The 22,150-nt window shown below is 59.5% G+C and carries 13 protein-coding genes; 12 read left to right on the top strand and 1 reads right to left on the bottom strand.

Features of this window, described 5'->3' with window-relative positions; translation table 11 throughout:
- Positions 1-210: 210 nt before the first annotated feature.
- The 12 genes from NG895_RS08650 to NG895_RS08595 all read left to right on the top strand — a co-directional run bounded on the left by NG895_RS08650 (position 211) and on the right by NG895_RS08595 (position 20,670).
- Entirely contained in the window at positions 211-1,374 is a 1,164-nt protein-coding gene (locus tag NG895_RS08650) for an AraC family transcriptional regulator (RefSeq protein ID WP_252852081.1), read from the top strand.
- Positions 1,375-2,000: 626 nt separating this feature from the next.
- A complete protein-coding gene (locus NG895_RS08645) occupies positions 2,001-6,008 on the top strand; it encodes a glycosyl hydrolase family 28 protein (RefSeq protein WP_252852080.1) in 4,008 nt (1,335 codons plus the stop codon).
- 26 nt (positions 6,009-6,034) lie between these two features.
- Positions 6,035-7,411 carry an MFS transporter gene (locus NG895_RS08640; protein ID WP_252852079.1) on the top strand — a complete coding sequence of 459 codons (1,377 nt, stop codon included), beginning with the start codon at positions 6,035-6,037 and terminating at the stop codon, positions 7,409-7,411.
- On the top strand, positions 7,408-9,030 hold the full coding sequence (locus NG895_RS08635) for a glycoside hydrolase family 43 protein (protein WP_252852078.1): 1,623 nt from the start codon (positions 7,408-7,410) through the stop codon (positions 9,028-9,030). The genes NG895_RS08640 and NG895_RS08635 overlap by 4 nt, the downstream gene beginning before the upstream one ends.
- Positions 9,031-9,039: 9 nt before the next feature.
- Positions 9,040-12,306, top strand: coding sequence for a LamG-like jellyroll fold domain-containing protein (locus tag NG895_RS08630; protein ID WP_252852077.1), 3,267 nt, complete (start codon positions 9,040-9,042; stop codon positions 12,304-12,306).
- 78 nt (positions 12,307-12,384) lie between these two features.
- Positions 12,385-13,275, top strand: coding sequence for an alpha/beta hydrolase (locus NG895_RS08625; protein WP_252852076.1), 891 nt, complete (start codon positions 12,385-12,387; stop codon positions 13,273-13,275).
- Positions 13,276-13,317: 42 nt separating this feature from the next.
- Positions 13,318-14,331: a pectinesterase family protein gene (locus NG895_RS08620; RefSeq protein ID WP_252852075.1), complete on the top strand. Its 1,014-nt coding sequence runs from the start codon at positions 13,318-13,320 to the stop codon at positions 14,329-14,331.
- A gap of 7 nt (positions 14,332-14,338) precedes the next feature.
- Positions 14,339-16,504 carry a hypothetical protein gene (locus NG895_RS08615; protein WP_252852074.1) on the top strand — a complete coding sequence of 722 codons (2,166 nt, stop codon included), beginning with the start codon at positions 14,339-14,341 and terminating at the stop codon, positions 16,502-16,504.
- A 623-nt stretch (positions 16,505-17,127) separates the two neighbouring features.
- Positions 17,128-17,439: a hypothetical protein gene (locus NG895_RS08610; RefSeq protein ID WP_252852073.1), complete on the top strand. Its 312-nt coding sequence runs from the start codon at positions 17,128-17,130 to the stop codon at positions 17,437-17,439.
- Positions 17,440-17,954: 515 nt separating this feature from the next.
- On the top strand, positions 17,955-18,419 hold the full coding sequence (locus NG895_RS08605; RefSeq protein WP_252852072.1) for a hypothetical protein: 465 nt from the start codon (positions 17,955-17,957) through the stop codon (positions 18,417-18,419).
- Positions 18,420-18,711: 292 nt separating this feature from the next.
- A complete protein-coding gene (locus NG895_RS08600) occupies positions 18,712-19,329 on the top strand; it encodes a hypothetical protein (protein WP_252852071.1) in 618 nt (205 codons plus the stop codon).
- A 480-nt stretch (positions 19,330-19,809) separates the two neighbouring features.
- Entirely contained in the window at positions 19,810-20,670 is an 861-nt protein-coding gene (locus NG895_RS08595; protein ID WP_252852070.1) for a precorrin-6A/cobalt-precorrin-6A reductase family protein, read from the top strand.
- A 46-nt stretch (positions 20,671-20,716) separates the two neighbouring features.
- On the opposite strand, the gene NG895_RS08590 is transcribed toward NG895_RS08595, so the two are convergent.
- On the bottom strand, positions 20,717-22,141 hold the full coding sequence (locus NG895_RS08590) for a glycoside hydrolase family 125 protein (RefSeq protein ID WP_252852069.1): 1,425 nt from the start codon (positions 22,139-22,141) through the stop codon (positions 20,717-20,719).
- Between the last annotated feature and the right edge of the window lie 9 nt (positions 22,142-22,150).

Raw genomic sequence — 22,150 nt, 5'->3', positions numbered from 1 at the left:
CGCGACCTCCGATACCACTGCATTGCAGCAAAGTGACCAGCTATATCGGTCGGCCGCTGCGATGGTTATCATCGAGTTATGATGGTGGTAGCGTGCTTTGAAGACACCTCGCGTCGATCAACGGTGCCATGCCAGCCGGCGCCGGTATTCGTCGACGCCCTCGTCTTTCTGGCAGACTTTTCCCCGCTTACGCGGTATTTGGAGGCCCGCTTGGCTAAGAAGTTTCTCGAAATCGCGTTCGCTTTTCCCTTGGGTTCCCCTCAGGAGGTCTTTATCGAGGGAATTCTCAGCTACGCCGCAGAACACCAGCGGCAGTGGTCCTACATGCTCGCCCCCGAGTCGAACAGTATCAGTATCAGTCAACTGGTTGGCTGGCATGGCGATGGGGTGATTGCTGCATTGAACTCGTCTGCCGAGGCCAGGTGCGCGAAGCGGTTCCATTTACCGGTGGTGAACATCTCCAGCGCGTTGCCAAAGTCGCCGGTTCCTCGGGCGATGGTCGACAACGTTACTATTGGGGAACTGGCTGCCGAGCATTTCCTGGAGCGGGGCTACGAGAATCTGGCGTTCTTCGGTCTGGAGGACACGGAGTACTCCAAGCAGCGATTCGGTGCCTTTGCGAACCGACTGGCCGAGCATGGACTGGAACCCGTGTCTTACCTTGCCGCTCCAACGTTCGTCATCCGCGGGACGGGCTGGCTGCGCGAACACAAGGCGCTGACTGCCTGGCTGCGTAAGCTCCCCAAGCCGGTTGGGGTGTTCGCCACGTCGGATGCCAGGGCGCGACAACTGATGAACTCTTGTCAGCAACTTGGTGTCGAGGTGCCAGAACAGGTCGCGGTGCTGGGCGTGGACGATCAGCAGATCATCTGCGAGCACTACCATCCCACGATCAGTAGTATTGCCCGCGATAGCGTGAAAGAAGGCTACGAGGCGGCGCGGATCCTCGATCGCCTGTTACGCGGTCAAATGGCAAAGGAAGAAGACGTTGTCGTCCCGCCGGTGGGGCTGGTGGCTAGAGAATCGACCGATGCCGTTGCCGTGCAAGACGAACGACTGCAAAGTGTGTTGCGTTTCTTGCGGGCTAACATCGAGCAACCGATCACCGTTGCCGAGGTGTGCCGGCACATCGATGTCTCGCGGCGGTGGCTGGAGTACGCCTTTCAGGAGATGCTGGGTGAGAGCCCATTTCACTACATTCGTCGCCGGCGCCTGCTGCACGCCAAGTCGCTGCTGAGTTCGGAAAAGCGAACTTCCATCAATACGATCGCCACCCGCTGTGGGTACACATCGTCTAATCAGCTGGCCAAGGCCTTTCGAGCGGAATTTGGCGAATCGCCACGCGATTTCCGCCGCCGACTCTCCAGTGGTTAACCACCACGCCCAGCGATTGTGGCTCGAATGCCTGAAATTTACCGCCAAAAGGAGCAGGAGTGGTGCACGGACCCGCCATCACTCCGGCGGATTGGCTGCGTAAACGGAGTAGTTTTTGCGAGAATCTGCACTGGCAGGTTCCTCGCATTTGCTTAGACTGCAAGAAAGAGGGCGGATTCGGTGCCTCGACCAGGGTGCCGCCGGTTCGCCTCGTGTTGCTTGTGTCTTCTCACTTTTCGCCAACGGTCGCTCGTGTGTTGCCAGCCTGCTGGACATGACACTCTTGTCTCACCTGGTTCGTGCGATGTTCGAATGGGAATACGCACGGACCAAGAATCACGGAGTAATTGAAGATATCGCGGTGCTCGTCTCCCGTTGCAGTCGCGAGACCTTGCAGGGTAAAGAACCACATAACTTGAAGTGACAGTTGCGACATTTCGTCGCTGGCGAACATCGCTGCCTTACAGGCCTACCGGTCTACGGGCAACTTGTCACCAGCCAGCGGTGCAGCGGCGGCATTGTGGGCAGCACGCCGCCGCTGCTGCCGCTTGGGTACTCCCTCGGCTCGCAGAGTTCGGAGCTCTCGCGGTAAGTCGTCGCGGGAAACTAACAACTGCTTGCCGATGATGAACACAAAGACGAACCACCTTAGCATCCTCCTGTCGGTTTGCTTTCTTGCTCTACCTGCCTCGGCGCAGTCGATTCCCGCTTTCCCTGGAGCCGAAGGTCCGGGTGCGAATGCCAGCGGCGGACGCGGGGGCGATGTGTATCATGTCACGAACCTGCAAGACGATCACGATGGCACCATTCCGGGCAGCTTACGGTACGGGCTGGCCACCGCGCCGGCGGCCGGTCGGACTATCGTGTTCGATGTGGGAGGCACAATTGACCTGATCGCCGATGTTCACCAAAGCACCCACACGTGGCTCCGTTCCGGCAAATCGAACATTACAGTCGCGGGACAGACGGCTCCCGGACGGGGTATCACCATCGTGGGGCAAGGCGCAAAACTAAGTGGCGACAACTGGATCTTCCGCCATGTGAAGATACGCCCCGGCCAGGATCAAAGCCGTCCCGGCGTGCTGACCAACGACGGCATTTCGAACAATCTGCAGAATTCGATTATCGACCATATTTCCGTCTCGTGGGCCGACGACGAGGGACTGTCGACTACTGATGCCGCGGTAAACACCACCGTTCAATACAGCATCCTTGGCGAGGGACTCAACTATAACGACCATTCGTACGGTTCGCTCATTTCCAGCGAGGTCGACGACGCCCTGCTGAGCTATCACCACAATCTCTATCTCCACAACCGATCTCGTAACCCGAGGTTGGGAAGCGAGAATGGTACCGGCGCAGTCCTCAACTTCTCCAACAATGTGATCTACAACTGGTCGGGGCGGGCGGGGTACTCGTTCGAGAAGCCGAGTCGCACCAACTACCTTTCCAACTACTACATCGCCGGTCGCAACACCCGGGCCGGCGATCCCGTGTTCTACAGCCCCGATACGCAAACTCAGATCTACCACCAGAATGGCAATCGGGTGGACATGAACCGGAACGGAACCATCGATGGTAGCCTGTTCGCCTTCGCCGGTCCGCAGTTCTCTGGCACGGCGGACATTCTTACGCAGACCCCCTTCAATGTGGCCAGCGGGCACGTCCAGAGCGCCGACGATGCGGTGAATCAGGTGCTCGACTACGTTGGTGCGCAGTGGTGGGATCGCGACCCCATCGACCAACGCCTGACAGACGATGTCCGCAATGGCACCGGCGCCATGCTCAACAACATCACCGACGCGCCGCAGGATCCCGACTACTCGTACGACGCCGAAGGTCATCCCATCTATGGAATCTCGCAGCGCCCTGCTGATTTCGACGGCGATGGCGATGGCATGGCGGATGAATGGGAAACCGCCCATGGGCTCAACCCCACGATTGCTGATAACGCCGGCGACTTCGACTCGGACGGCTATAACAACCTGGAAGAGTACTTGAACGACCTGGCAGCATTTCCGGCCCCTACGACCATAGGGTGGCTTGGAGGTACCGGCCGATATGCAGAGATTGTTAATTGGGGCATCAGCCAGACCGTGCCGGTCGGTACGTTCACCAAGTGGCAACCTTCGCGGCTCGACTCGGCGGAGATTGTTAGCGGCCAGGTGACCGTCGACTCGGTGGGCCAACACGCCGGCACCCTGACCATTGCCCCGGATGCCGGCGACGTGGCCGAGTTGGTAGTGTCGGATGGCTGGTTGCAGGTCGCCGACCAACTGGTCATTGGTGGAGATGCCAACTCCAGTGCCGCGCTGCAGCTCACTGGCGGTTTGCTAGCCGTGCCGGTGTTGAGTAAGCAGGAGGGCAGCGTCTTTTCCTTCACGGGAGGAACTCTCGCGGCCGAAACGGTGCAGTTCGACCTGGTGAACGACGGCGGCACTATTGCTCCGGGCAGCAGCCCAGGCATCACCGAAGTTGCCGGCAACCTGACGATCAACGCCGGAACCCTGGCCATCGAGCTGGCGGCGGAGACCCACGACCAATTGATCGTCACGGGCGATGCGCAGCTCGGCGGAACGCTCGCCCTATCACTGCTGGATGGCCTGACACTCGGCGCCGGATTCGCTGCTGAGATTGTGGACGTTGCTGGCGCTTTGTCAGAGCAGTTCGACGGTCTGGGCGAAGGCAGTCTGGTGGGCAACTTTGGCGAGAACCTGTACATCACGTATGCGGGAGGGGATGGAAACGACGTCGTGCTGTTCACCATGGATACACTTCCCGGAGACTTCAACGACGATGGCCGGGTCGATCTATCCGACTACAGCGTATGGCGCAATAACCTAGGCGGCGACGAAGTGGTCCTCAGCGGCAACGGCGATGGACTGCCCGGCGTCGACGTTGGCGACTACGCTGTGTGGAAGGCCAACTTCGGGCAAACTGCGGCAAGCATGTTTGCCAGCCAAGCGACGATGGCGGTTCCCGAGCCTGCCACGTGGATCCTGCTCGTGCTGCTGGGCGCGTTGCTGGTCGGTCGCAGCCGGTGCTGCTCCATTAATCTTCGCTCGTTGGCGGTTGCCCTAGTTGCGTTTGGCGTCTTCTGCAGCCCAGTCGGTGCCGAACAGTCGGCCTCGCCGGCTCAGGCAGATGCTGACGTTGCAATGGCACAGCTCGATGGTGATACCGCGTGGCAGGCCGTGCCAGACATCTTGAAGCGGATCGTCCCGCCGACGTTTCCCGAACGCGACTTTCCCATCACCGATTTTGGTGCCCAGCCTGGCGGGCAGCAGAAGTGCACGCCAGCGTTTCGCGAGGCCGTGGCTGCTTGCGCTGCGGCCGGAGGAGGACGCGTCGTGGTGCCGGCCGGCAAATTCCTGACCGGTCCCATTCATCTGCAAAGCAACGTCGAACTATACCTTTCCGAAGGTTCAGAGGTCATCTTTAGCGATGAATTCGACGACTACTTGCCGGTCGTGCTGGTACGAGTCGGTGGTATTGAACTCTACAACTACTCGCCACTGATCTATGCCCGCAACTGCACCAACATCGCCGTGACGGGGCCCGGCAAGCTGGACGGCAACGCAGAGAAATGGTGGGACTGGAAGTCGCGAGAGACGAACCGCGGCTTCGAGATGGGAGCCGCGGGAGTGCCGGTCGACGAGCGGGTGTTCGGGACTCCCAACGATGCCATTCGCCCCAGCTTTCTGAGCTTCGTCGACTGCACTAACGTCTTGCTAGAGGACTTCACCATTGGCAGCGGTCCCAACTGGACCATCCATCCCATCTATTGCCGCAACACGACCATTCGCGGGGTGCACGTCGAGACCGATGGACCCAATAACGACGGCATCGATCCCGATTCCTGCCGGGACATGTTGATCGAGAATTGCACATTCGACACTGGCGACGATTGCGTTGTCCTCAAGTCGGGCTACAACCAGGATGGCTGGCGGGTCGGTCGCCCCACCGAGAACGTCATCATGCGGAACTGCACCAGCAAACGCGGGCACGGGGGCTTGGTCATCGGCAGCGAGATGTCTGGCAGCGTCCGCAATGTCTACATGGAGGACTGCGAGTTCGAGGGGACCGACCGCGCCATTCGTATCAAATCGCGTGCGGATCGGGGCGGAGTGGTCGAGCACATCTACGCCCGCAACCTGCGCGTCAAAGACATGCAGCGCGAGGTGGTGATACTGAACATGGATTACGGAGCAGATCGCTCCGAGCTGCAGAACTCCCAGCCGCCTGTCTTCCGGAACATGCTGTTCGAGAACATCATCGGGAGCGGTGCCCCCTGTGCCATTCTGGTTCGTGGTATGGATACGTCTCCCATCCGCGGGCTGGTGTTCCGCAATGTCGACGTTTCGTCCGACCGCGGTGTTCAGGTCAGCCATGCACAGGATCTGGTGTTTGACCGGGTGAGCGTGCGTCCCGCAAAAGGACCGGTTTTCGAACTCGACCATGCGTCGAACGTCACGATTAAGAATTCTCCCGCCTCCGCAGACACTAAAGTGTTTCTGCAATTGCGGGGAGCCAAGACCAGTGACATTCTCGTCGAAAATTGCGATTTGCAGTCGGCCGAAAACCCTATTGTCAGCAGTGACGAAGTGAGCAAAGACGCCTATCGTCGGCGCTGAAGTTCGATTCGCAGCAGGAAAGCACGATGTCGCAAGACGGACAACCCACTACACGACCGGCCAGTAACTTCCGGTGGGTGATCTGCGCGCTGCTATTCTTCTCGGTCGTCGTGAATTACTTGCATCGTCTGACGATCGGCATCCTGAAGGCTCCGCTGAGTGAGGAGCTGGGCTGGAGCGAAACCGACTACGGTTACATCGCCGCAGGATTCTCTTTTGCCTATGCGTTTGGATACTTGTTTGGCGGTCGGCTGATGGACCGACTCGGAGTCAGCCGAGGCCTGCCGATATTCGTATCCATCTGGAGCCTTGCCGCGATGGCTCACGGTCTGTGTGGACTGATCGGAGTCAATGAGCAGTTTCGCATGACGTACCCTGCATTCTCCTGGGCCGAGGAGAGCGTGGTCTGGGCCACTCTGACCATTCCCATGACAGTCGCAGGATTCGTCACGGCGAGGATCGTTCTCGGTCTCGCGCAGGGGTGCAATTTTCCCGCCGCCATCAAGACCGTGGCCGAGTGGTTTCCTGTCAAAGAGCGAGCACTGGCAACCGGCTGGTTCAACACCGGCAGCAATGTGGGGGCCATCGTCTGCCCGATCGCCGTGCCTTGGATATTCAGTCTGGTCGGCTGGGAGATGACTTTCTATATGACGGGTGCCTTGGGATTCCTGTGGGTGGTCGCCTGGTGGAGGATATACGATGCTCCTGAGAACTGTCCGCGTGTGTCGCCCTCGGAACTCGAGTACATTCGCGACGGGCAACCGATAGAGGAAGAGGCTGCCCCCAGTCGTCCTTGGGTATCGCTGCTTGGCCATCGAGCCGTCTGGGCTTATGTGCTCGCCAGCATTCTTGCGGGGCCGGCCTGGGGCTTCTACCAGTTCTTCATCCCCGACTTCCTGCAGAAGAACTTTCATCTGGAACTCGAACAAACCGGTTTTTGGACCGCCGTGTTCTTTGCGATCGCGATGGGCGGTGGTGTGGTCGGTGGCTGGCTCGCACAGAAACTATTGGATCGTGGCCTCAGTATCAATCTGGCTCGCAAGACGACTTTGTTGATTTGTGCGATCGCGGTCGTTCCCGTGTTTCTCGCGCCATTTGTGGCATCGGTCTGGATGGCTGTTCTGATCGTGGGGGTTGCCGGCTCAGCTCACCAAGGGTGGTCGGCCAATCTGTTTAGTGTTGTCTCCGATACCATGCCGAAGGACGCGATTAGTTCCGTGGTGGGCCTGGGCGGTTTTGTCTCCTATTTTACCGGTGGTTTTGTTAACGGCTTCACCGGCTACATCTTGGAGACTACCGGCAGCTACGTCTATGTCTTCGCGTACTTCTCGGGGATGTACTTGCTGTCGTTGCTCGCCATTCAGATTCTTGTTCCGCGAATCGGTGGAGGGGCATCACAGTGAGCACCGATCGCCCAACTCCGACCACCAAGCGAGCGCATAAGCATTTCGACTCGAGTAAACTGTGGTCGCCAGCCGCCGCGCGATATCGCAATCCGATTATCTGTGCCGACTATTCCGATCCCGATGTCGTCCGGCACGGCGACGACTTTTATCTAACCGCCTCGAGCTTCAACTGCACGCCGGGGCTGCCGGTACTGCATTCGCGCGATCTGATTCATTGGCAAATCATCAACCACGCCGTCCGGAATCTCCCTTCGGAACGCTACCAGCAGGTCCAGCATGGCTGCGGAGTATGGGCCCCGGCGATTCGTCATCACGATGGCCGGTTCTGGATCTTCTTTCCTATGCCGGACGAAGGTATCTATGTCACTACGGCCATCGATCCGCGCGGCCGTTGGTCACCGCCTCACTTGCTGCAGGAAGGCGTGGGGCTGATCGACCCTTGCCCGCTGTGGGATGACGATGGCAATGCCTATCTGGTGCACGCCTTTGCCCATTCGCGTTCGGGAATTCGCCACCGCTTGCAGGTGGTGCCGATGGCTCCCGACGCGTCGCAGTTGATGGGCGAAGGACAGGTGGTCTTCGAGCAGCCAGAAAAGCATCCCATCATCGAAGGACCCAAGTTTCTCAAGAAAGATGGCTGGTACTACATCCTTGCGCCTGCGGGCGGGGTAGAGGAAGGTTGGCAGGTGGCTCTGCGGTCGCGCGCGGTTTTCGGCCCGTACGAAGACCGTATCGTTCTCGCGCAGGGCACCTCGGCTGTGAATGGTCCGCACCAGGGGGCGCTGGTCGATACCCCAAACGGTCAGTGGTGGTTTGTCCATTTTCAGGATGCCGGGCCGTACGGACGGATCACCCATCTGCAACCCGTCAAATGGCAGGATGGGTGGCCGCTGATGGGGCTCGAACAGGACGAGCATGGCGTTGGCGAGCCGGTCTCGGAGCATCCGGTCCCCGCGTTCGAACAGAAGGCGTCGCCCGTGCTCCTGCAAGATACGGACAACTTCGATACGCCGACTCTGGGCCTTCAATGGCAGTGGCACGCCAACCATCATGACGATTGGTATTCGCTAGACGCGGAGCCTGGACGCCTTCGCCTGTTCGCACAACCGGCTTCCGGGGGCAGGTTGTCGGATGCCCCGCACTTGCTGCTGCAAAAGTTCCCCTGTCAGCAGTTTACGGCCACCACGCACCTTTCGCTGCCACAGGACGGTACCTCCGTAAGTGCTGGGTTGGTCGTGGTTGGAGCAACCTATGCCGGACTGCTCGTTTCGAGGCAGGGAGATCGACTGCAAGTGCAACGAGTACAAAGCGACGCGTCCGACGAGTTGGTTGTGCTGCCAGACGCCTCGTCCAGCGACGAGAGTGTGGTGTGGTTGCGAGTCGAAGTGCACGGCGACGCCACGTGCCTGTTCTCCTACAGCGGCGACGGGCAATCCTTCACCTCACTTGGCGGTTCGTTCCAGGCAACGGCCGGCAAATGGATTGGCGCCAAGGTCGGCATCGTCTGCACCGGCGACGAGTCGCACGCAGACTTCCACAGCTTTCAGGTGCATAAACGAACGACCAACGAAGGATCGAAAGTCGCTGCGACTGCCCTCCCTCCTACGATAAGTTGATTGCTATCCATGTTCCCCGCATTGTCTCAATTGGCCCAATTCGCCCGCCTAAGCAGGTCGTTTTCGCTCACCGTGCCAGCGCTGTCCTTGATGGCGGCGGTCGTCTGCATGGCTCCCGCGGCCTTCGCCCAGATGAAGGCCTTCCCGCAGGCCGAGGGCTTCGGCGCGTACGCCAATGGCGGCCGCGGCGGCGATGTGTACCATGTGACCAACTTGGGCGATTCCGGTAGTGGCAGCCTGCGTTACGGCATCGACAACTCCCCCAGTGGTGGCCGGACAATTGTCTTTGACGTGGGCGGCTGGATCAACATCAACAGCAAGCTGGGCATCAACAGCAATAAGAAGAACATTACCATCGCCGGGCAAACGGCTCCGGGAGGTATTGGAATACGTGGCCACCAGTTTTCCGTGGGTGGCGACGACATTGTCATCCGTCACATGCGTTTTCGCCCTGGCAAAGATGTGGGGCGAGTCGATGCCGCTGGCGCGAACACGGACGCCGAGCGGGTAATTTACGACCACATCTCCGCTGGCTTCAGCTACGACGAAAACTTTTCGGTTGGTGCAAGCGACTTCACCCTGCAATACAGCACCGTTTCTTACGGGTTGGAAGATCACTCCGCCGGTTCACTGATTCAGAACGCAGGCAATCTTTCCTTTCACCACAACCTGTATGCCCACAACGACACTCGCAACCCAAAAGCCCGCGCCCAACTGATCGACTGGCGGGACAATGTCGTTTACAACTATCACAACGGCTTCATCGCTGGGGATTCGCAGAACGAAGTCACTCCGCACTGGAGGGCGAATTTCGATGGCAACACCTACATCTCGTCGGGACGCCCGATGATGACGGGAGGTCGCGATTACAACTACGACTTGTACTACGGCACCAACGCCTTGGACAGGGACGGAGACAGCGCCGCGGACCCAATAACTTACAGTCGCTCCCAGGCGATGTCCGATCAATCGGTCGTCAGCAGCGCGTACAACTGGGTGACCACGCCGTTTTCCGCGCCGGAGATCCGGCAATCGGCCAATCCCGCGGCGGCCTACGATCGAGTGCTCGAGGAGTTTGGAGCAACCCCGTGGGACCGGGATGAAGTCGACCAACTCGTGCAGCAAAACGTTATCAACCGCACCGGCTCGAGGATCAGTCACGAAAACCAACTGCCCGTCGAGAATGCTGGCTACCCCACCCTGGGTGGCGTGTCGGCCCCCATCGACACCGACCGCGACGGCATGCCCGACGAATGGGAAGTGAAGCATGGAACCAATCCGCTGGTGACCAACAACAATGGGGACTTCGACTACGATGGCTATACCGACCTGGAGGAATACCTGAACGACGTGGCTGCCTTTCCCGCGATTGGAACGATCGAGTTCACTGGCATTGGCCGGTATGCCGACTGGAAGCGTTGGAGCAACGACTGGGAGCCATCGCGGGTAGATACAGTAAGCATTGTCGATGCGGCGGCTTTCGTCGACGCCGTTGGCCAAAAGGCTGGCACGCTGCAAATGTCGTCGGGTCGGAACGGAAACGGCCGCCTTTACATCACCAGCGGCTGGCTCGAAGTGACCGACCAGGTCGACATCGACCTCGCCAGCAGCCGCATTTCGCAGCACGGTGGTGAGCTCCGTGTGCTCAACGGCGGCGTGAATATCGGGCTCGGAACCTACAGCTTGCATGCCGGGACCCTTCGCACTCCGGCGCTTACCAAGCAGGATAATGGAGTCTTTGAATTTACCGGTGGCGCGCTGGATGCCGACAGTATTGAATTCGACTTGCTGGTCGAAGGTGGGCTTCTGCTCGCCGGCCAGGATGCCCTGGGTACGACCACCATCGATGGTGACCTGTCGATTCTCTCGGGTGGCCTGCAGGTCGACATTGCCAGCAGCACGACGGCCGATCAGTTCGTGGTCGGTGGCATCGCGATGCTTGGAGGCGACCTCGACGTAGCGACTATCGGGACGGTCGATCTCTCGCCCGGCACAATGTTCGAAATTCTTACGGCCACTTCGATTCAAGGCGACTTCCAGTCTATCTCTCCCGGCTTTGCGACGCAGGTCATCGGCAACACGTTGTGGCTGGAATATGCCGGGCCGGCAGGCTCGATTGCCGTGCCCGAACCTCCGGCCGCGCTGCTGCTGACAATTGCAGTTGGCTCCTTGCTGGTGCTGCACCGGGGACGGCGGCTGCCCCTTTGTGGTTTCGTGGTCGCGTTCGCTGCACTGGCCACACCGGTCCAGGCCGTGCTCGTAACGGCGGGCGAACTGGTCGTGGATCTGCGTGCCGTGGATCTGGATGAGAACTCGACAACTTGGGTCAACCAGGACACCACGGGCAGAACAACTGGCGACTTTTCGACCTCTGGCGGCGGCACACTCAATGTTGGAGTGATCGAGGGCGTCAGAAGCCTCCACGTTGCCAACGAAACGGGCAATGCCCTCACATCTGCCCTCGACGTCGGCTTCTTTGGTGGCAATGCAACGGTCAGCATCGAAGCCTGGCTGTACGCCAACTCGAACAATCCTAGCAATGGTTCGAATGGAGTCGTCGCCTGGGGCGCTACCGATCCTCGCGATGGTACGGCACTGCGGGCATTTCGTTACGACGAGCACAACTCCAATGGGTTTTACTCGGGATGGTACGGCAACGATTTTGGTTGGGCCACCGATCCGCTGACGACCAGCTGGACCCACGTGGCTTATGTCTACGATGGCACCAACCTGAAGGGCTACGTCAACGGTGTGCTCGACACGACGGTCACCATGAGTCCCGCGCCGAATGTTTCCTCCAACACGAAGCTGCAAGTCGGCAAGGGACGCCCCGACGACGCCGATCCGTTCGATGGTTATCTCGCGGATGTCCGAGTACACACTGGTGTATTGAGCGACGCCCAGGTATTGAACAACTATCAAGCGGGACGGTACGTGGGACCAAGTGGCGTAGCGGGCGACTACAACAACGACGGCATTGTCAGCTTGGTCGACTACAACGTCTGGCGCAACCACCTGGGAGGCAATTCGCTGATGAACGAAGAGGTTTCCCCCACGATAGTGGACAAGGCCGATTACCTCTATTGGCGAGAACGGTTTGGAGCCACCGATTCGGGACGGCCCGCGCTCGCTCAGAGGCGTCTCTCGGTGCCCGAGCCGCCTGCCCAACTCGCAGCCCTCGTGGCTGCCGTCCTTCTGGTGGGCACCGGTCGTATCGCCATGACAGCCTCCTGCCCTGCCACCGCGGTTAAAATGCTGGCAGGAGATTGGCATTAGTCTCCCTGACAGTCGATGAAATGTAGAATGGCGAAGTCGCACCGGCCGTGTCTCTATCAGCAGCGGAGGACCTAGATCGTGAGCGATTTTCTCGAAGCTACAGATAGCCAGATCCTGCGGCGGTCGTTCACTGTGTGGCTGCTTCTCCTGCTGCTTTCGTCGACTGCAGTGTTCGCTGAACCCCAGACAGCCACTGTCGAATACAAACGCGTCGGCGACGAGAAGCTTCTGCTGGACGTTGTCACACCCGAGTCGAAGCCCGCCGCCACGGAAGATGCCCTGCTCCCCGTGGTGATCGTCGTGCATGGTGGGGGTTGGGGAAGTGGCGACCGCAAGACCATGATTCAGCCGGTGCTCAAGACGCTCACCCAGGGTGGTTATCTCTATGTATCCATCGACTACCGCCTGAGCCCGCAGCATCGCTGGCCTGCCTGCCTTAAGGATGTCGAAGACGCGGTCGCGTGGACCAAGCAGCACATCCGGCAGTATGGTGGCGACCCCGATCGAATCGGCATCCTGGGCTACTCGGCCGGCGGGCAGCTGGCCTTTCTGGCCGCCATCCACGATCGAGATCCCCACCGTCTCAAGGCGCTCGTCGGATTGGCCCCCACCACCGATTTTCTGGAGGACTTCGGTCGCCGCGGTGGCGCCAGCAAGGCGCTGCGGGATCTGATGAACGTAACCGACGACCAGCCGCTGGAGAACGTCCTGTTGCGGCTCTACAAGGCGTCGCCCATCAACCACCTTTACCCCGGCATGCCGCCGATCCTTCTGATTCATGGCACGGAAGATCGGAGTGTTTCTTTTCAACAATCGCTCCACATTCAGCACAAGATCGAGGGAAATAAGTGGGACGTGCCATGCGAGGTCTATAAGATTGAAGGAGCCCCGCATCGCCAGAGCGAATGGGACCGTTTCGACGAAGGTTACAAGAACAAGCTGCTCACGTGGCTCGGCGAGCGACTCTGAATTGAACCTTAATATCGCCTCCGAATCCAAACTCAACACGTCATGATCGTACGCTCCAGCTTTCCAGTGCTTGCAATTCTGTTGACTTGCTGCGTCATGCCGGCGGTGGCCCAGTCCGGTCCACCGGAGGAGTCCGACGCTGTGGTGGCGGCCGATGGTAGTGGCGATTTCACCACTATCCAGGCGGCCATCTACGCTGCTCCGTTCCGTCCGTCGGGACCTCCTTGGGTTATCCAGGTGAAGCCGGGTACCTACGACGAGCGAGTTTACGTGCAGCGCGAGCGTGGCTACCTGCGTCTGGTGGGCGAAGACGCCGCCACGACCATTCTCACTGGCAAGCTGCACGCCAACATGCCGGGTCCCGATGGCGAGCCGATTGGTACGTTTCGCACGCCGACGCTGCAGATCGACGGCGACGGATTCGAGATTGAAAATCTCACCATCGAAAACCGCGCCGGTCCGGTGGGCCAGGCCCTCGCCCTGCGCACCGATGGCGACAAACTCATCTTCCGTAACTGCCGGTTCTTGGGCTGGCAGGATACCCTCTTTCTGAATCGTGGCCGAGTTTACTTCGAGGATTGCCTGATCGAAGGTCATGTCGATTTCATCTTCGGGGGAGCGACTGCCTGGTTCGAGAACTGCCACGTCCACTGTCGCCGGGATGGCTACATCACCGCCGCGTCGACCCCGCCCGCACAACCCTTTGGATTTGTCTTTCATCATTGCCGTATCACTGGGGAAGAAGGGACGCAGGTCTACCTGGGTCGGCCCTGGCGGCCGCATGCGATGACCGTGTTCTTGAGCACCGAGATGTCCGAGGTTGTTCGCCCTCAGGGGTGGCACAACTGGGGCGACACCTCGCGCGAAGCGACCGTCCGCTATGGCGAGTTCCAAAGCACTGGGCCAGGGGCAGACGCCGACCAGCGAGTGCAGTGGGCCATGCCGATAGACGCCAAGGAAGCAGATCGCTTGAGCAAGTTGAATGTGCTTCGCGGCGACGACGACTGGCGCCCGGTTCGCAATTCGAAGACTTCTGCCACTCCTCCGGTTCCTTAGGACAACCATGCCTGCGAAGTTCGTCACCGCGCCGATAGTCGTCTTGCTGCTCTGCGGAGTCGCTCGCGCTGAGCCGATCGATCGCCAGGCTGTGGTGACGCGGCACAATCCTGTGCTGCAAACGGTCGACATGAACGCGCCGGTCACGGTGGGCAACGGCGGCTTTGCCTTCTCGACCGATGTCACCGGGCTGCAAACCTTGGCCAACGACTACCATCGCCATGGCGTGCCGGTCGAGACGCTCAGCCGCTGGGCGTGGTACACCGAGCCCAACCCCCAGGGCTACCAACTTGCCGACGCCTTTGAGGACTATGTCGAGGCCGACGGCCGAGTCGTCGGCTATCCTACCAACGCTGATCACCAAGCCGGGCAGTGGCTGCGACGCAATCCCCGGATTCATCCTCTTGGGCAACTCGCTTTTGTGCACGCCGATGGAACTGCCATCACCCGGTCCGAGATTACCGACGTCGAGCAAACGCTCGACCTGTGGCGCGGCGTGATCGCCAGCGAGTTCAAGCTGCGTGGCGAGCCGGTTCGTGTCATGACCACGTGTCATCCCGAGTTGGACCTGATCGCTGTGCGAGTGAACTCTCCTCTTTTGGCGGAGGGCAAGTTGGCCGTGAAACTCGCCTTCCCTCTCGGCCACGATGCCAGCGTAAAGAACACGCCAGCGCTCGCTTGGTCGCAGCCCGACAGCCACTCGACGCGCACGCTGCATCAATCCGAGCAGCGTCTCGACCTCAAGCGGCAGCGAGACTCGCTGGTCTACCACTGCACACTTGCCTGGGTGGGGGACGCTCAGGCCAAGCATAGCGGGCCCCACGCCATGGTGCTCGAAGCAAGCGATGGGGAGCTCGAGTTCACGGTGTCGTTTGCTCCCGATCCGTTGCCGACGGAGCTTCCCAGTTTCGATGCTACTTTGCAGGCGGCCGCCGAGCACTGGCGCGACTACTGGACGCAGGGCGGTGCGGTCGATTTTGCCGGTAGCTCCGATCCTCGTGCAGCGAAGTTGGAACAGCGGATCGTTCTGTCCCGCTATCTCGAAGGCGTCCAGTGCGCGGGCGAGGTTCCACCGCAGGAGACGGGTCTGACCTGTGCCACGTGGTATGGCAAGCATCACACCGAGATGATCTGGTGGCATACCGCGCACTTCGCGCTGTGGGGGCACGACCAACTGCTCGCCAAGAACCTGCGGTGGTACATCGACCACTTGCCCACCGCGCGCCAACTGGCCCAGAGCCGGGGGCTCGAGGGGGCTCGCTGGGCCAAGATGGTAGGTCCCGATGGCCGCGAAAGTCCCGGTGGCAATCCGCTCATTGTGTGGAATCAACCGCATCCTGTGTACCTCGCCGAACTTCTTTATCGAAACACTCCCAATCGCGAAACGCTCGACCGCTACAGTCCGCTCGTGTTCGCCACGGCCGAGTGCCTGGTTTCAATGGTTCACTACGACCAGGAGCAGGACGCCTACGTGCTTGGCCCGCCGCTCTGGATTGCTCAGGAGATCTACGACCGAGCGACCAGTCAGAACCCGTCCTTCGAACTGGCGTACTGGCGTTGGGCGCTCGAAACCGCGCAGCAGTGGCGCACTCGGCAAGGATTGCCACGCAACGAGCAGTGGGACCATGTGATCACCAACCTGGCGCCGCTACCGCAACAGGATGGCAAGTACGTAGCGCTCGGTTCGCACCCCGACACTTGGGACAATCTCGACAGCCGCCACGACCACCCGACGATGCTCGCGCCGCTGGGCGTGCTGCCGGGCGGGCCGATGGTGAATCGTGCGACCATGAACCGGACCCTCGATGCCGTGCTTGCGGAGTGGGATTGGGAAACCAAGATCTGGGGATGGGACTACCCGATGATCGCCATGACTGCGACCCGCCTCGGCCGCCCCGAGGACGCGGTGGAGATCCTGCTGCGCGACGGCCCGAACAACATCTATTACGCCACGGGGCATTGTCCTCAGCGTTCCGATCAGGCCCGGCGTCTGGACGACACCCCCGGCGCTCGCCGGCACGAGATCGCCACGTACCTCCCCGCCAACGGATCGTTTCTGTCGGCCGTCGCCCTGATGGTGGCCGGCTGGGACGACTGCGACACCCCGCTACCGGGCTTCCCCCAAGACGGCACCTGGAAGATCCGCCACGAAGGCCTGCACCCTCTCCCGTAGGTTGCGCGGGGAGCCCCAGTCCCTTTGCCCTCGCGGTTTATCCCCCGCGCCCAAGTTGTTCCACAACTACCCCCCCATTTAGATTCATGGGCCCAAAACTCCAGTGGTTTTGCCACCCCCCCAAGTGGCGAAACCCCTTGTTTTCCAGGCCCAAGTCACCACCGGGTGCGACATAACCCCGCGCGTTGTTCCCCGCATGTTTTTTGTCCGTGGGGACAAAACCCCGAGGGTGGTCCGTCGCTCCGCCCCACGAGCGCCGTAGCTACGCTCGCCAGAGCGTGGAGGCCGTCGCAACCACGCATGGCGATCACGATTGCCAACGTCTTCGGCATGGCATCCACCGTCTGGCGACAGTAGCTACGAACTGGCGCAACTTCATTAGATCACGCGGCCGCGTGATATCTACGGCGACTTTTTTACATTCGCGAGTTAGTCAATCAGGCGCCGAAGCACCAGGAACGGGGTGTTAGTCGACACCCAACCCTCGACGGTGGTGCTTGAAGCGAACTGAGACCACGGTCGTTTTGCTAAGTCCGCCCTCGAGCTGCTATGTTGACGCTACCCCACGAAGCAAATGCTTGTTGGGGATCTTCCAATTGATAGCAAGTGGGGCGGGCTCCGGTATGTCGCAGCGAATCTTCAAGCGTTGGTTTATTGGCATGATGGCACTCTTCATGGCAATGAACCTCGGAGGTTTCGTGACGCCGTTTGGCAATGCCAAGCGCGTCACTGCAGGTTTTCCCTGGTTGCTCGCCGAGTGGATTCGTATCGGAGATTCTCCTACGGAATCAACTTACTTTGCGGGCTCGATTCTTCCCAACTTGGCATTCGCAATTCTAGTTTCCGCGGCCCTAGCGTCTGTAACAGCGCTCTCCTACCGAAACACCAAGAACCAGCATCCAGAATCCGCCGCCGAGAAGCCTTCCCAAGCGTGATACGCCCACCGCTACCAGGCACCATGTGCCAAAGTAGTTCCGGGCTTTTCGATTCGGCTGAAGGGGATTGCGCCGCTGAGACTTCCTCGGCCAAAGCGTCCTGCGCTGGTTCAGACGGTCGCGCAACTCCCCGAGGAGTATACCCTCTGCATTTTGCTGTATTCCCCAATCTGCCGAGTCGAGCTGCACCGACGTGCCGTAGAGTCGCCCCGTTCTGACAGCGGTTGTGACAACCTCGGCGGGTTAGATGGGTGTGCAAATGTGGTAGGAGAGCACCGTCGGCGGTAGCTGAAGGAAACTTGGCAACGTACGTCGAAGTCCCCTTTCGCTGGCAACGTGTTCAATTCTGTATATTTCGCCGATTCTCCCCCGTCTGGCTCGCAAACCTTGCAGGCACCTGGTGTTACTCCGACAATGGAGCCGACTGCTTAATGGGTTAGGCAGATTTGTTTCTGTAAATTTATTGTTAGCGGGCTTGAATGACTCCAGACCTGCAAAACCGTCTCGATAGTTCAATGGCACCGTTCGATGGATCGTGTGTTCACAACGACGATGAATTGACCCTCGCTCAGCTCCGCGAGATTCTTACTTCTGCAATCATCGAACTTTCGTCGAAATATCCGGCCATCGAATTGTTTCACGACTGGCACGAACATGACGGATTCATTGTCGATTCAAAACCGACATCGTGGGACGTGCTGCGATCGGCGATCCAAACTGACCGTACATTGTTCGACTCACGGGATGACGATTTCGACGTCCGGATTGCCGTATTCCCGACTTCGTGTGACTGGTTGCTGAGATACAACGTCGACCAAGATGACGAATCGGACTACAATACCGTAACGTGCGACTTTGACTTGTCGGTTGCAAAACACACTGAAATATCAAATGTGGTTGATTTCTCGCGGTCGAAATTCTCCGGCTTGCTTGTGCAACAAGAATCAGGCTCGTGGTTCAAATCGAACTATGGTGGATGATCAACTGTCAACGCAAATCGCCCGATAACAATGCCGTGCACACGGAGCCGCCGACCGCGCGGTTTGCCAATGGAGAGTGTTCTCCGGCGGCCCGGTGACGGCAACCGTTCTGTCGCTAGATAGGTTACTGATAGGCAATTGAATGGACCGAAAGCCACCGACTGCAGTCAGAAAACAACTTCGAGACGAAATCGGGTTTGGATGCCCTGTTCAAGGTTGTGGGCTCCCGTACCTGGAGTGGCATCACTTCGACCCTCCATGGAAAGAGAAACAACATCATGATCCGAATGGTATGATCGCTCTTTGTCGGGAACACCATATTCAAGCTGACAACGGAGCATTCACTATTGAGCAGCTTCGCAGCTTCAAAGAATCAGGAAAAGGCAACGCGTCGCAGGTCGTCGGTAAATTCAATTGGATGCGAAATCGAATCCTGGCCGTGATCGGAGGCGGCTTCTACTTCGAAACAGCGGTAGTACTCCAAATTCGTGAAATACCGATCATCTGGTTCAATCGCGATCCAAAGGATTACTTGCTGCTCAATTTTACGCTGCTGGGCAATTCAGGAGAGCAAAGAGCGTATATGCGCGACAATGAATGGTTTAACGTTGGCGGGGAAGAAGATATTGAATGCCCTCCATCCGCAAGATCTTTGAAAATCGAATATCCAACCGGGGAGCGAATGCGAATCGAATTCTACGAAATCGATGGCGCTCGGGAATTCGCCCGTCGCATTCCCAAAGCTGAAGGGTTTCTCGGCGACATCACTCTGCCGATAACTGCTGTTGAAATAAGCTACAGAGTACCTGGATTGAATATCGACTTGAGCCCTAAAGGCACTGTTCTCCCAGGCATAACAATCGGAGCGGTGTTTGCGTCCCACTGCGGTGTCGGGTTGGCACTTGGCTAACTCATTGCACGGCTGATGTCGGGTGTATCTGATGCGCAAGGTGCTGCACAACGAACCGTTCCACACGCAGCCGCAGGTCGCGCGGTAATTGAAATCAATGTCGTTCGCCGCGGACCAGTGAACGGTGACGTTTGGCGGCTTGTACACCTCTCCAACTCCCCGCGGTGTGCCCAACCTCAGTCGCTTCGGCCTTTTCTCACTCCCGGCGGTGTACGTCATCTCAGCAAGGTAGACTCAGTATCTATCCTGCCCAAGCAAGACACGCCGAGGACCACTCGCCCCGCGGCCTCGCCGTTTGCGGAGGCGGTTTACTTCGCAATTAGCGCTCGCGCCCCGCATATCCGGCTCCCTAGCGGGGCTGCCAGTTTTCCCTGAGTATTCCCCAACCCTCGACCTTGTGACGAAACGCTTTGCATCTTGGTGCCGCAGCGAATAAGCTTACATCAGGCGATAGTTGTTCTTACTGTTGGGGAATTGAGGATGCTGTTTTCGCAAGTTCTTTTGCGCAGGGGTAGTTGTGGCGTGCTCATCGCGGTGGCGTCGACCCTGGCGGCGGCCGGGTGTCGCGAGGCGGAGTCGACTGCCACACCGATTGCTGCGTCGGAGTCGGCCCCCACATCGCCCGTCGCGTCGGAGTTGGCAGCCACGCCTCGGTCGCAACCGGTGCCAACCGTGGTGGCCAAGCCGGTCATTACCACCTTCGGCGAGCGGCAACTGGCCCAACTGTTGGACGACCGGCCCGACATGCGGGGCGTGATCGATGCTTCGCATCCGGTATACGGCTGGGTGATCGAGGCCTTCAACGGCGACCATTTCGGCCAGCGTGTGTATTGGAATGGCAACTCGCCGCAGAGCGGCCGGCCGGCCGAGCATGCTTCGCCCTATCATGGTTACCCGCCGTACGTGTCGATCACCGGCGGCAGCGACGCGACGCCGGTCGACAAGTGGACCATGGTGGTTTTCGAGCTGCACAACCTGGGCAACGCCGATGGCTTCGAGAAGCTGATGCATGAGGCCCTGGATGGCAGCATCGACGGCGAGGGATACGCCAACGGTTGCGTGAAGCTCGAGTTCGAGGCCCTGGAGCGGACGCGCGAGTTCTTTGTCGAGAACCCCCTGCCCAAGAGCCCGCACGGCCGCGATACCTACTACAACTGGATTACCGACGATCTGGGGACGTTCGACGAATACCAGGAGCGTTTCGACCGCCCTGGCATGACCCGCTACAACAGCAACTTCGAGTACTTCCGCGCGTACTACGACTCGACGCTGGTGCCGTACCGGCAGATGAACAAACAATCGAGTTCGAAAAACTGGTTTGACGCGATGCTCGAGCAGTGAAGCGGGGTACCGGGCTCCCGCTCCACTGTCGGAGTGCGGCAAGCTGCTATTCCAGCGGTTGCTTGAGCAGTTCCGGGCGTTCGGTGTCGACCTTCACGATCAGCTCGCCAAACAGCGTGTTGGCCCAGGCGAACCAGTCGCGGGTGTAGTCCTGCGGGTCGTCTTTGTTGAAGGCTTCGTGCATGAAGCCGGTGCCGGCGTGCGTGTTTTTCAGCATCGTCAGGCACTGCGTGATCTCGTCGTCCGAGGTGCTGGTCATCGCCCGCAGGATGATACCCATCGGCCAGATGCGGACTTTGCCGGTGTGCGGGCTCGCCTGTCCTTCGGCGGCGGTGCCGCGGAAGTAGTACGGGTTGTTCTCGCTCAACAGGAACTTTCGCGTCCGCATGTAGATGGGGTCGGTCGGCTTGTGCACGCCGAGGTACGCTAGCGACATCAGGCTCGGCACGTTGGCGTCGTCCCAGAACACTTTGTTGCCATGGCCATCGACTTCGTAGGCGTAGATCTCGCCGAAGTCGAGGTGATTCACCTTGGCGTACTTGTTGATGGCCGTCTGCACCTCATCGGCCAACGCCTGGCACTCGTCGGCAAACTCCTCATCGCCCACCACGTCGCGGAAGATGGTCTCCATCTGACCGAGCGACTGCACGGCGAACAGGTTCGAGGGGATGAGGAACGGGAACAGCGTGCTGTCGTCGCTGGGGCGGAAGGCCGAAGCGATCAGGCCCACCGGCTCGACCGGGCGACCGGTGCCATCGAACGGCGGGGCGTCGAGCATGCGGTCGGTCTTGCGGATGAACCGAAACGGAGTGCCATTCTTGCGCTGCTCGGTGCGGAAGGTTTCGACGATCTTCTTCGCGCCTCGCTGCCAATCCTCATCGAAGATCGAGGCATCGCCCGTCAGTTGGTAGTACTCGTTGGCCAGGCGAATCGTGTAGCACAGCGAATCGATCTCCCACTTCCGCTCGTGCACCCCGTCGATGGGGGTGGGGCGATCGTCTTTCCAGTGCGACTCGCGGGTCATGTCCTTGTAGAACGCGTTGGCGTACGGATCGAGCAGCACGCACTTGGTCTGCCGGCGAACCAGGCCCTCGACCAGCTTGCGGAGCTTCTCGTCCTGCTTGATGTACGGCATGTAGGGCCAGACCTGAGCCGTGGAATCACGCAGCCACATGGCGTCGATATCGCCGGTGATGATGAACGTGTCGGGCTTGCCGTCGATCACCTCGTAGTCGACGGTCGTGTCGAGGGTGTTGGGATAGCAGTTCTCGAACATCCAGGCGAGCTCAGAGTCGGCGATGCGACCTTTCACGTCGGCGATGGTCTTCTCGATCGTCGGGCTGGTGAAGCACCGCTCGCTTTCCGGCGGTCGCTTCGACTCGAACTTGGTCTCCTGGGCGACGAGCTGAGAGGGCAGGGCGGTGAGCGCGACAAGGAGAACTGCCAACATTGTGATGCGAAGGGTGTTCATCGTGATGCC

The organism is Aeoliella straminimaris (genome assembly GCF_024054565.1).
In the GTDB taxonomy this organism is placed as follows: domain Bacteria; phylum Planctomycetota; class Planctomycetia; order Pirellulales; family Lacipirellulaceae; genus Aeoliella; species Aeoliella straminimaris.
Note: the sequence above shows the minus strand (reverse complement) of the source record. Positions and strands in the feature narration are given on the sequence as shown.

Excerpts from the sequence above, each read along its gene's own strand:
- NG895_RS08645 (WP_252852080.1), top strand. The coding sequence starts at position 2,001 with ATGAACACAAAGACGAACCACCTTAGCATCCTCCTGTCGGTTTGCTTT.
- NG895_RS08640 (WP_252852079.1), top strand. The coding sequence starts at position 6,035 with ATGTCGCAAGACGGACAACCCACTACACGACCGGCCAGTAACTTCCGG.
- NG895_RS08630 (WP_252852077.1), top strand. The coding sequence starts at position 9,040 with ATGTTCCCCGCATTGTCTCAATTGGCCCAATTCGCCCGCCTAAGCAGG.
- NG895_RS08620 (WP_252852075.1), top strand. The coding sequence starts at position 13,318 with ATGATCGTACGCTCCAGCTTTCCAGTGCTTGCAATTCTGTTGACTTGC.
- NG895_RS08615 (WP_252852074.1), top strand. The coding sequence starts at position 14,339 with ATGCCTGCGAAGTTCGTCACCGCGCCGATAGTCGTCTTGCTGCTCTGC.
- NG895_RS08610 (WP_252852073.1), top strand. The coding sequence starts at position 17,128 with ATGTCGCAGCGAATCTTCAAGCGTTGGTTTATTGGCATGATGGCACTC.
- NG895_RS08605 (WP_252852072.1), top strand. The coding sequence starts at position 17,955 with ATGGCACCGTTCGATGGATCGTGTGTTCACAACGACGATGAATTGACC.
- NG895_RS08600 (WP_252852071.1), top strand. The coding sequence starts at position 18,712 with ATGATCGCTCTTTGTCGGGAACACCATATTCAAGCTGACAACGGAGCA.
- NG895_RS08595 (WP_252852070.1), top strand. The coding sequence starts at position 19,810 with ATGCTGTTTTCGCAAGTTCTTTTGCGCAGGGGTAGTTGTGGCGTGCTC.
- NG895_RS08590 (WP_252852069.1), bottom strand. The coding sequence starts at position 22,141 with ATGAACACCCTTCGCATCACAATGTTGGCAGTTCTCCTTGTCGCGCTC.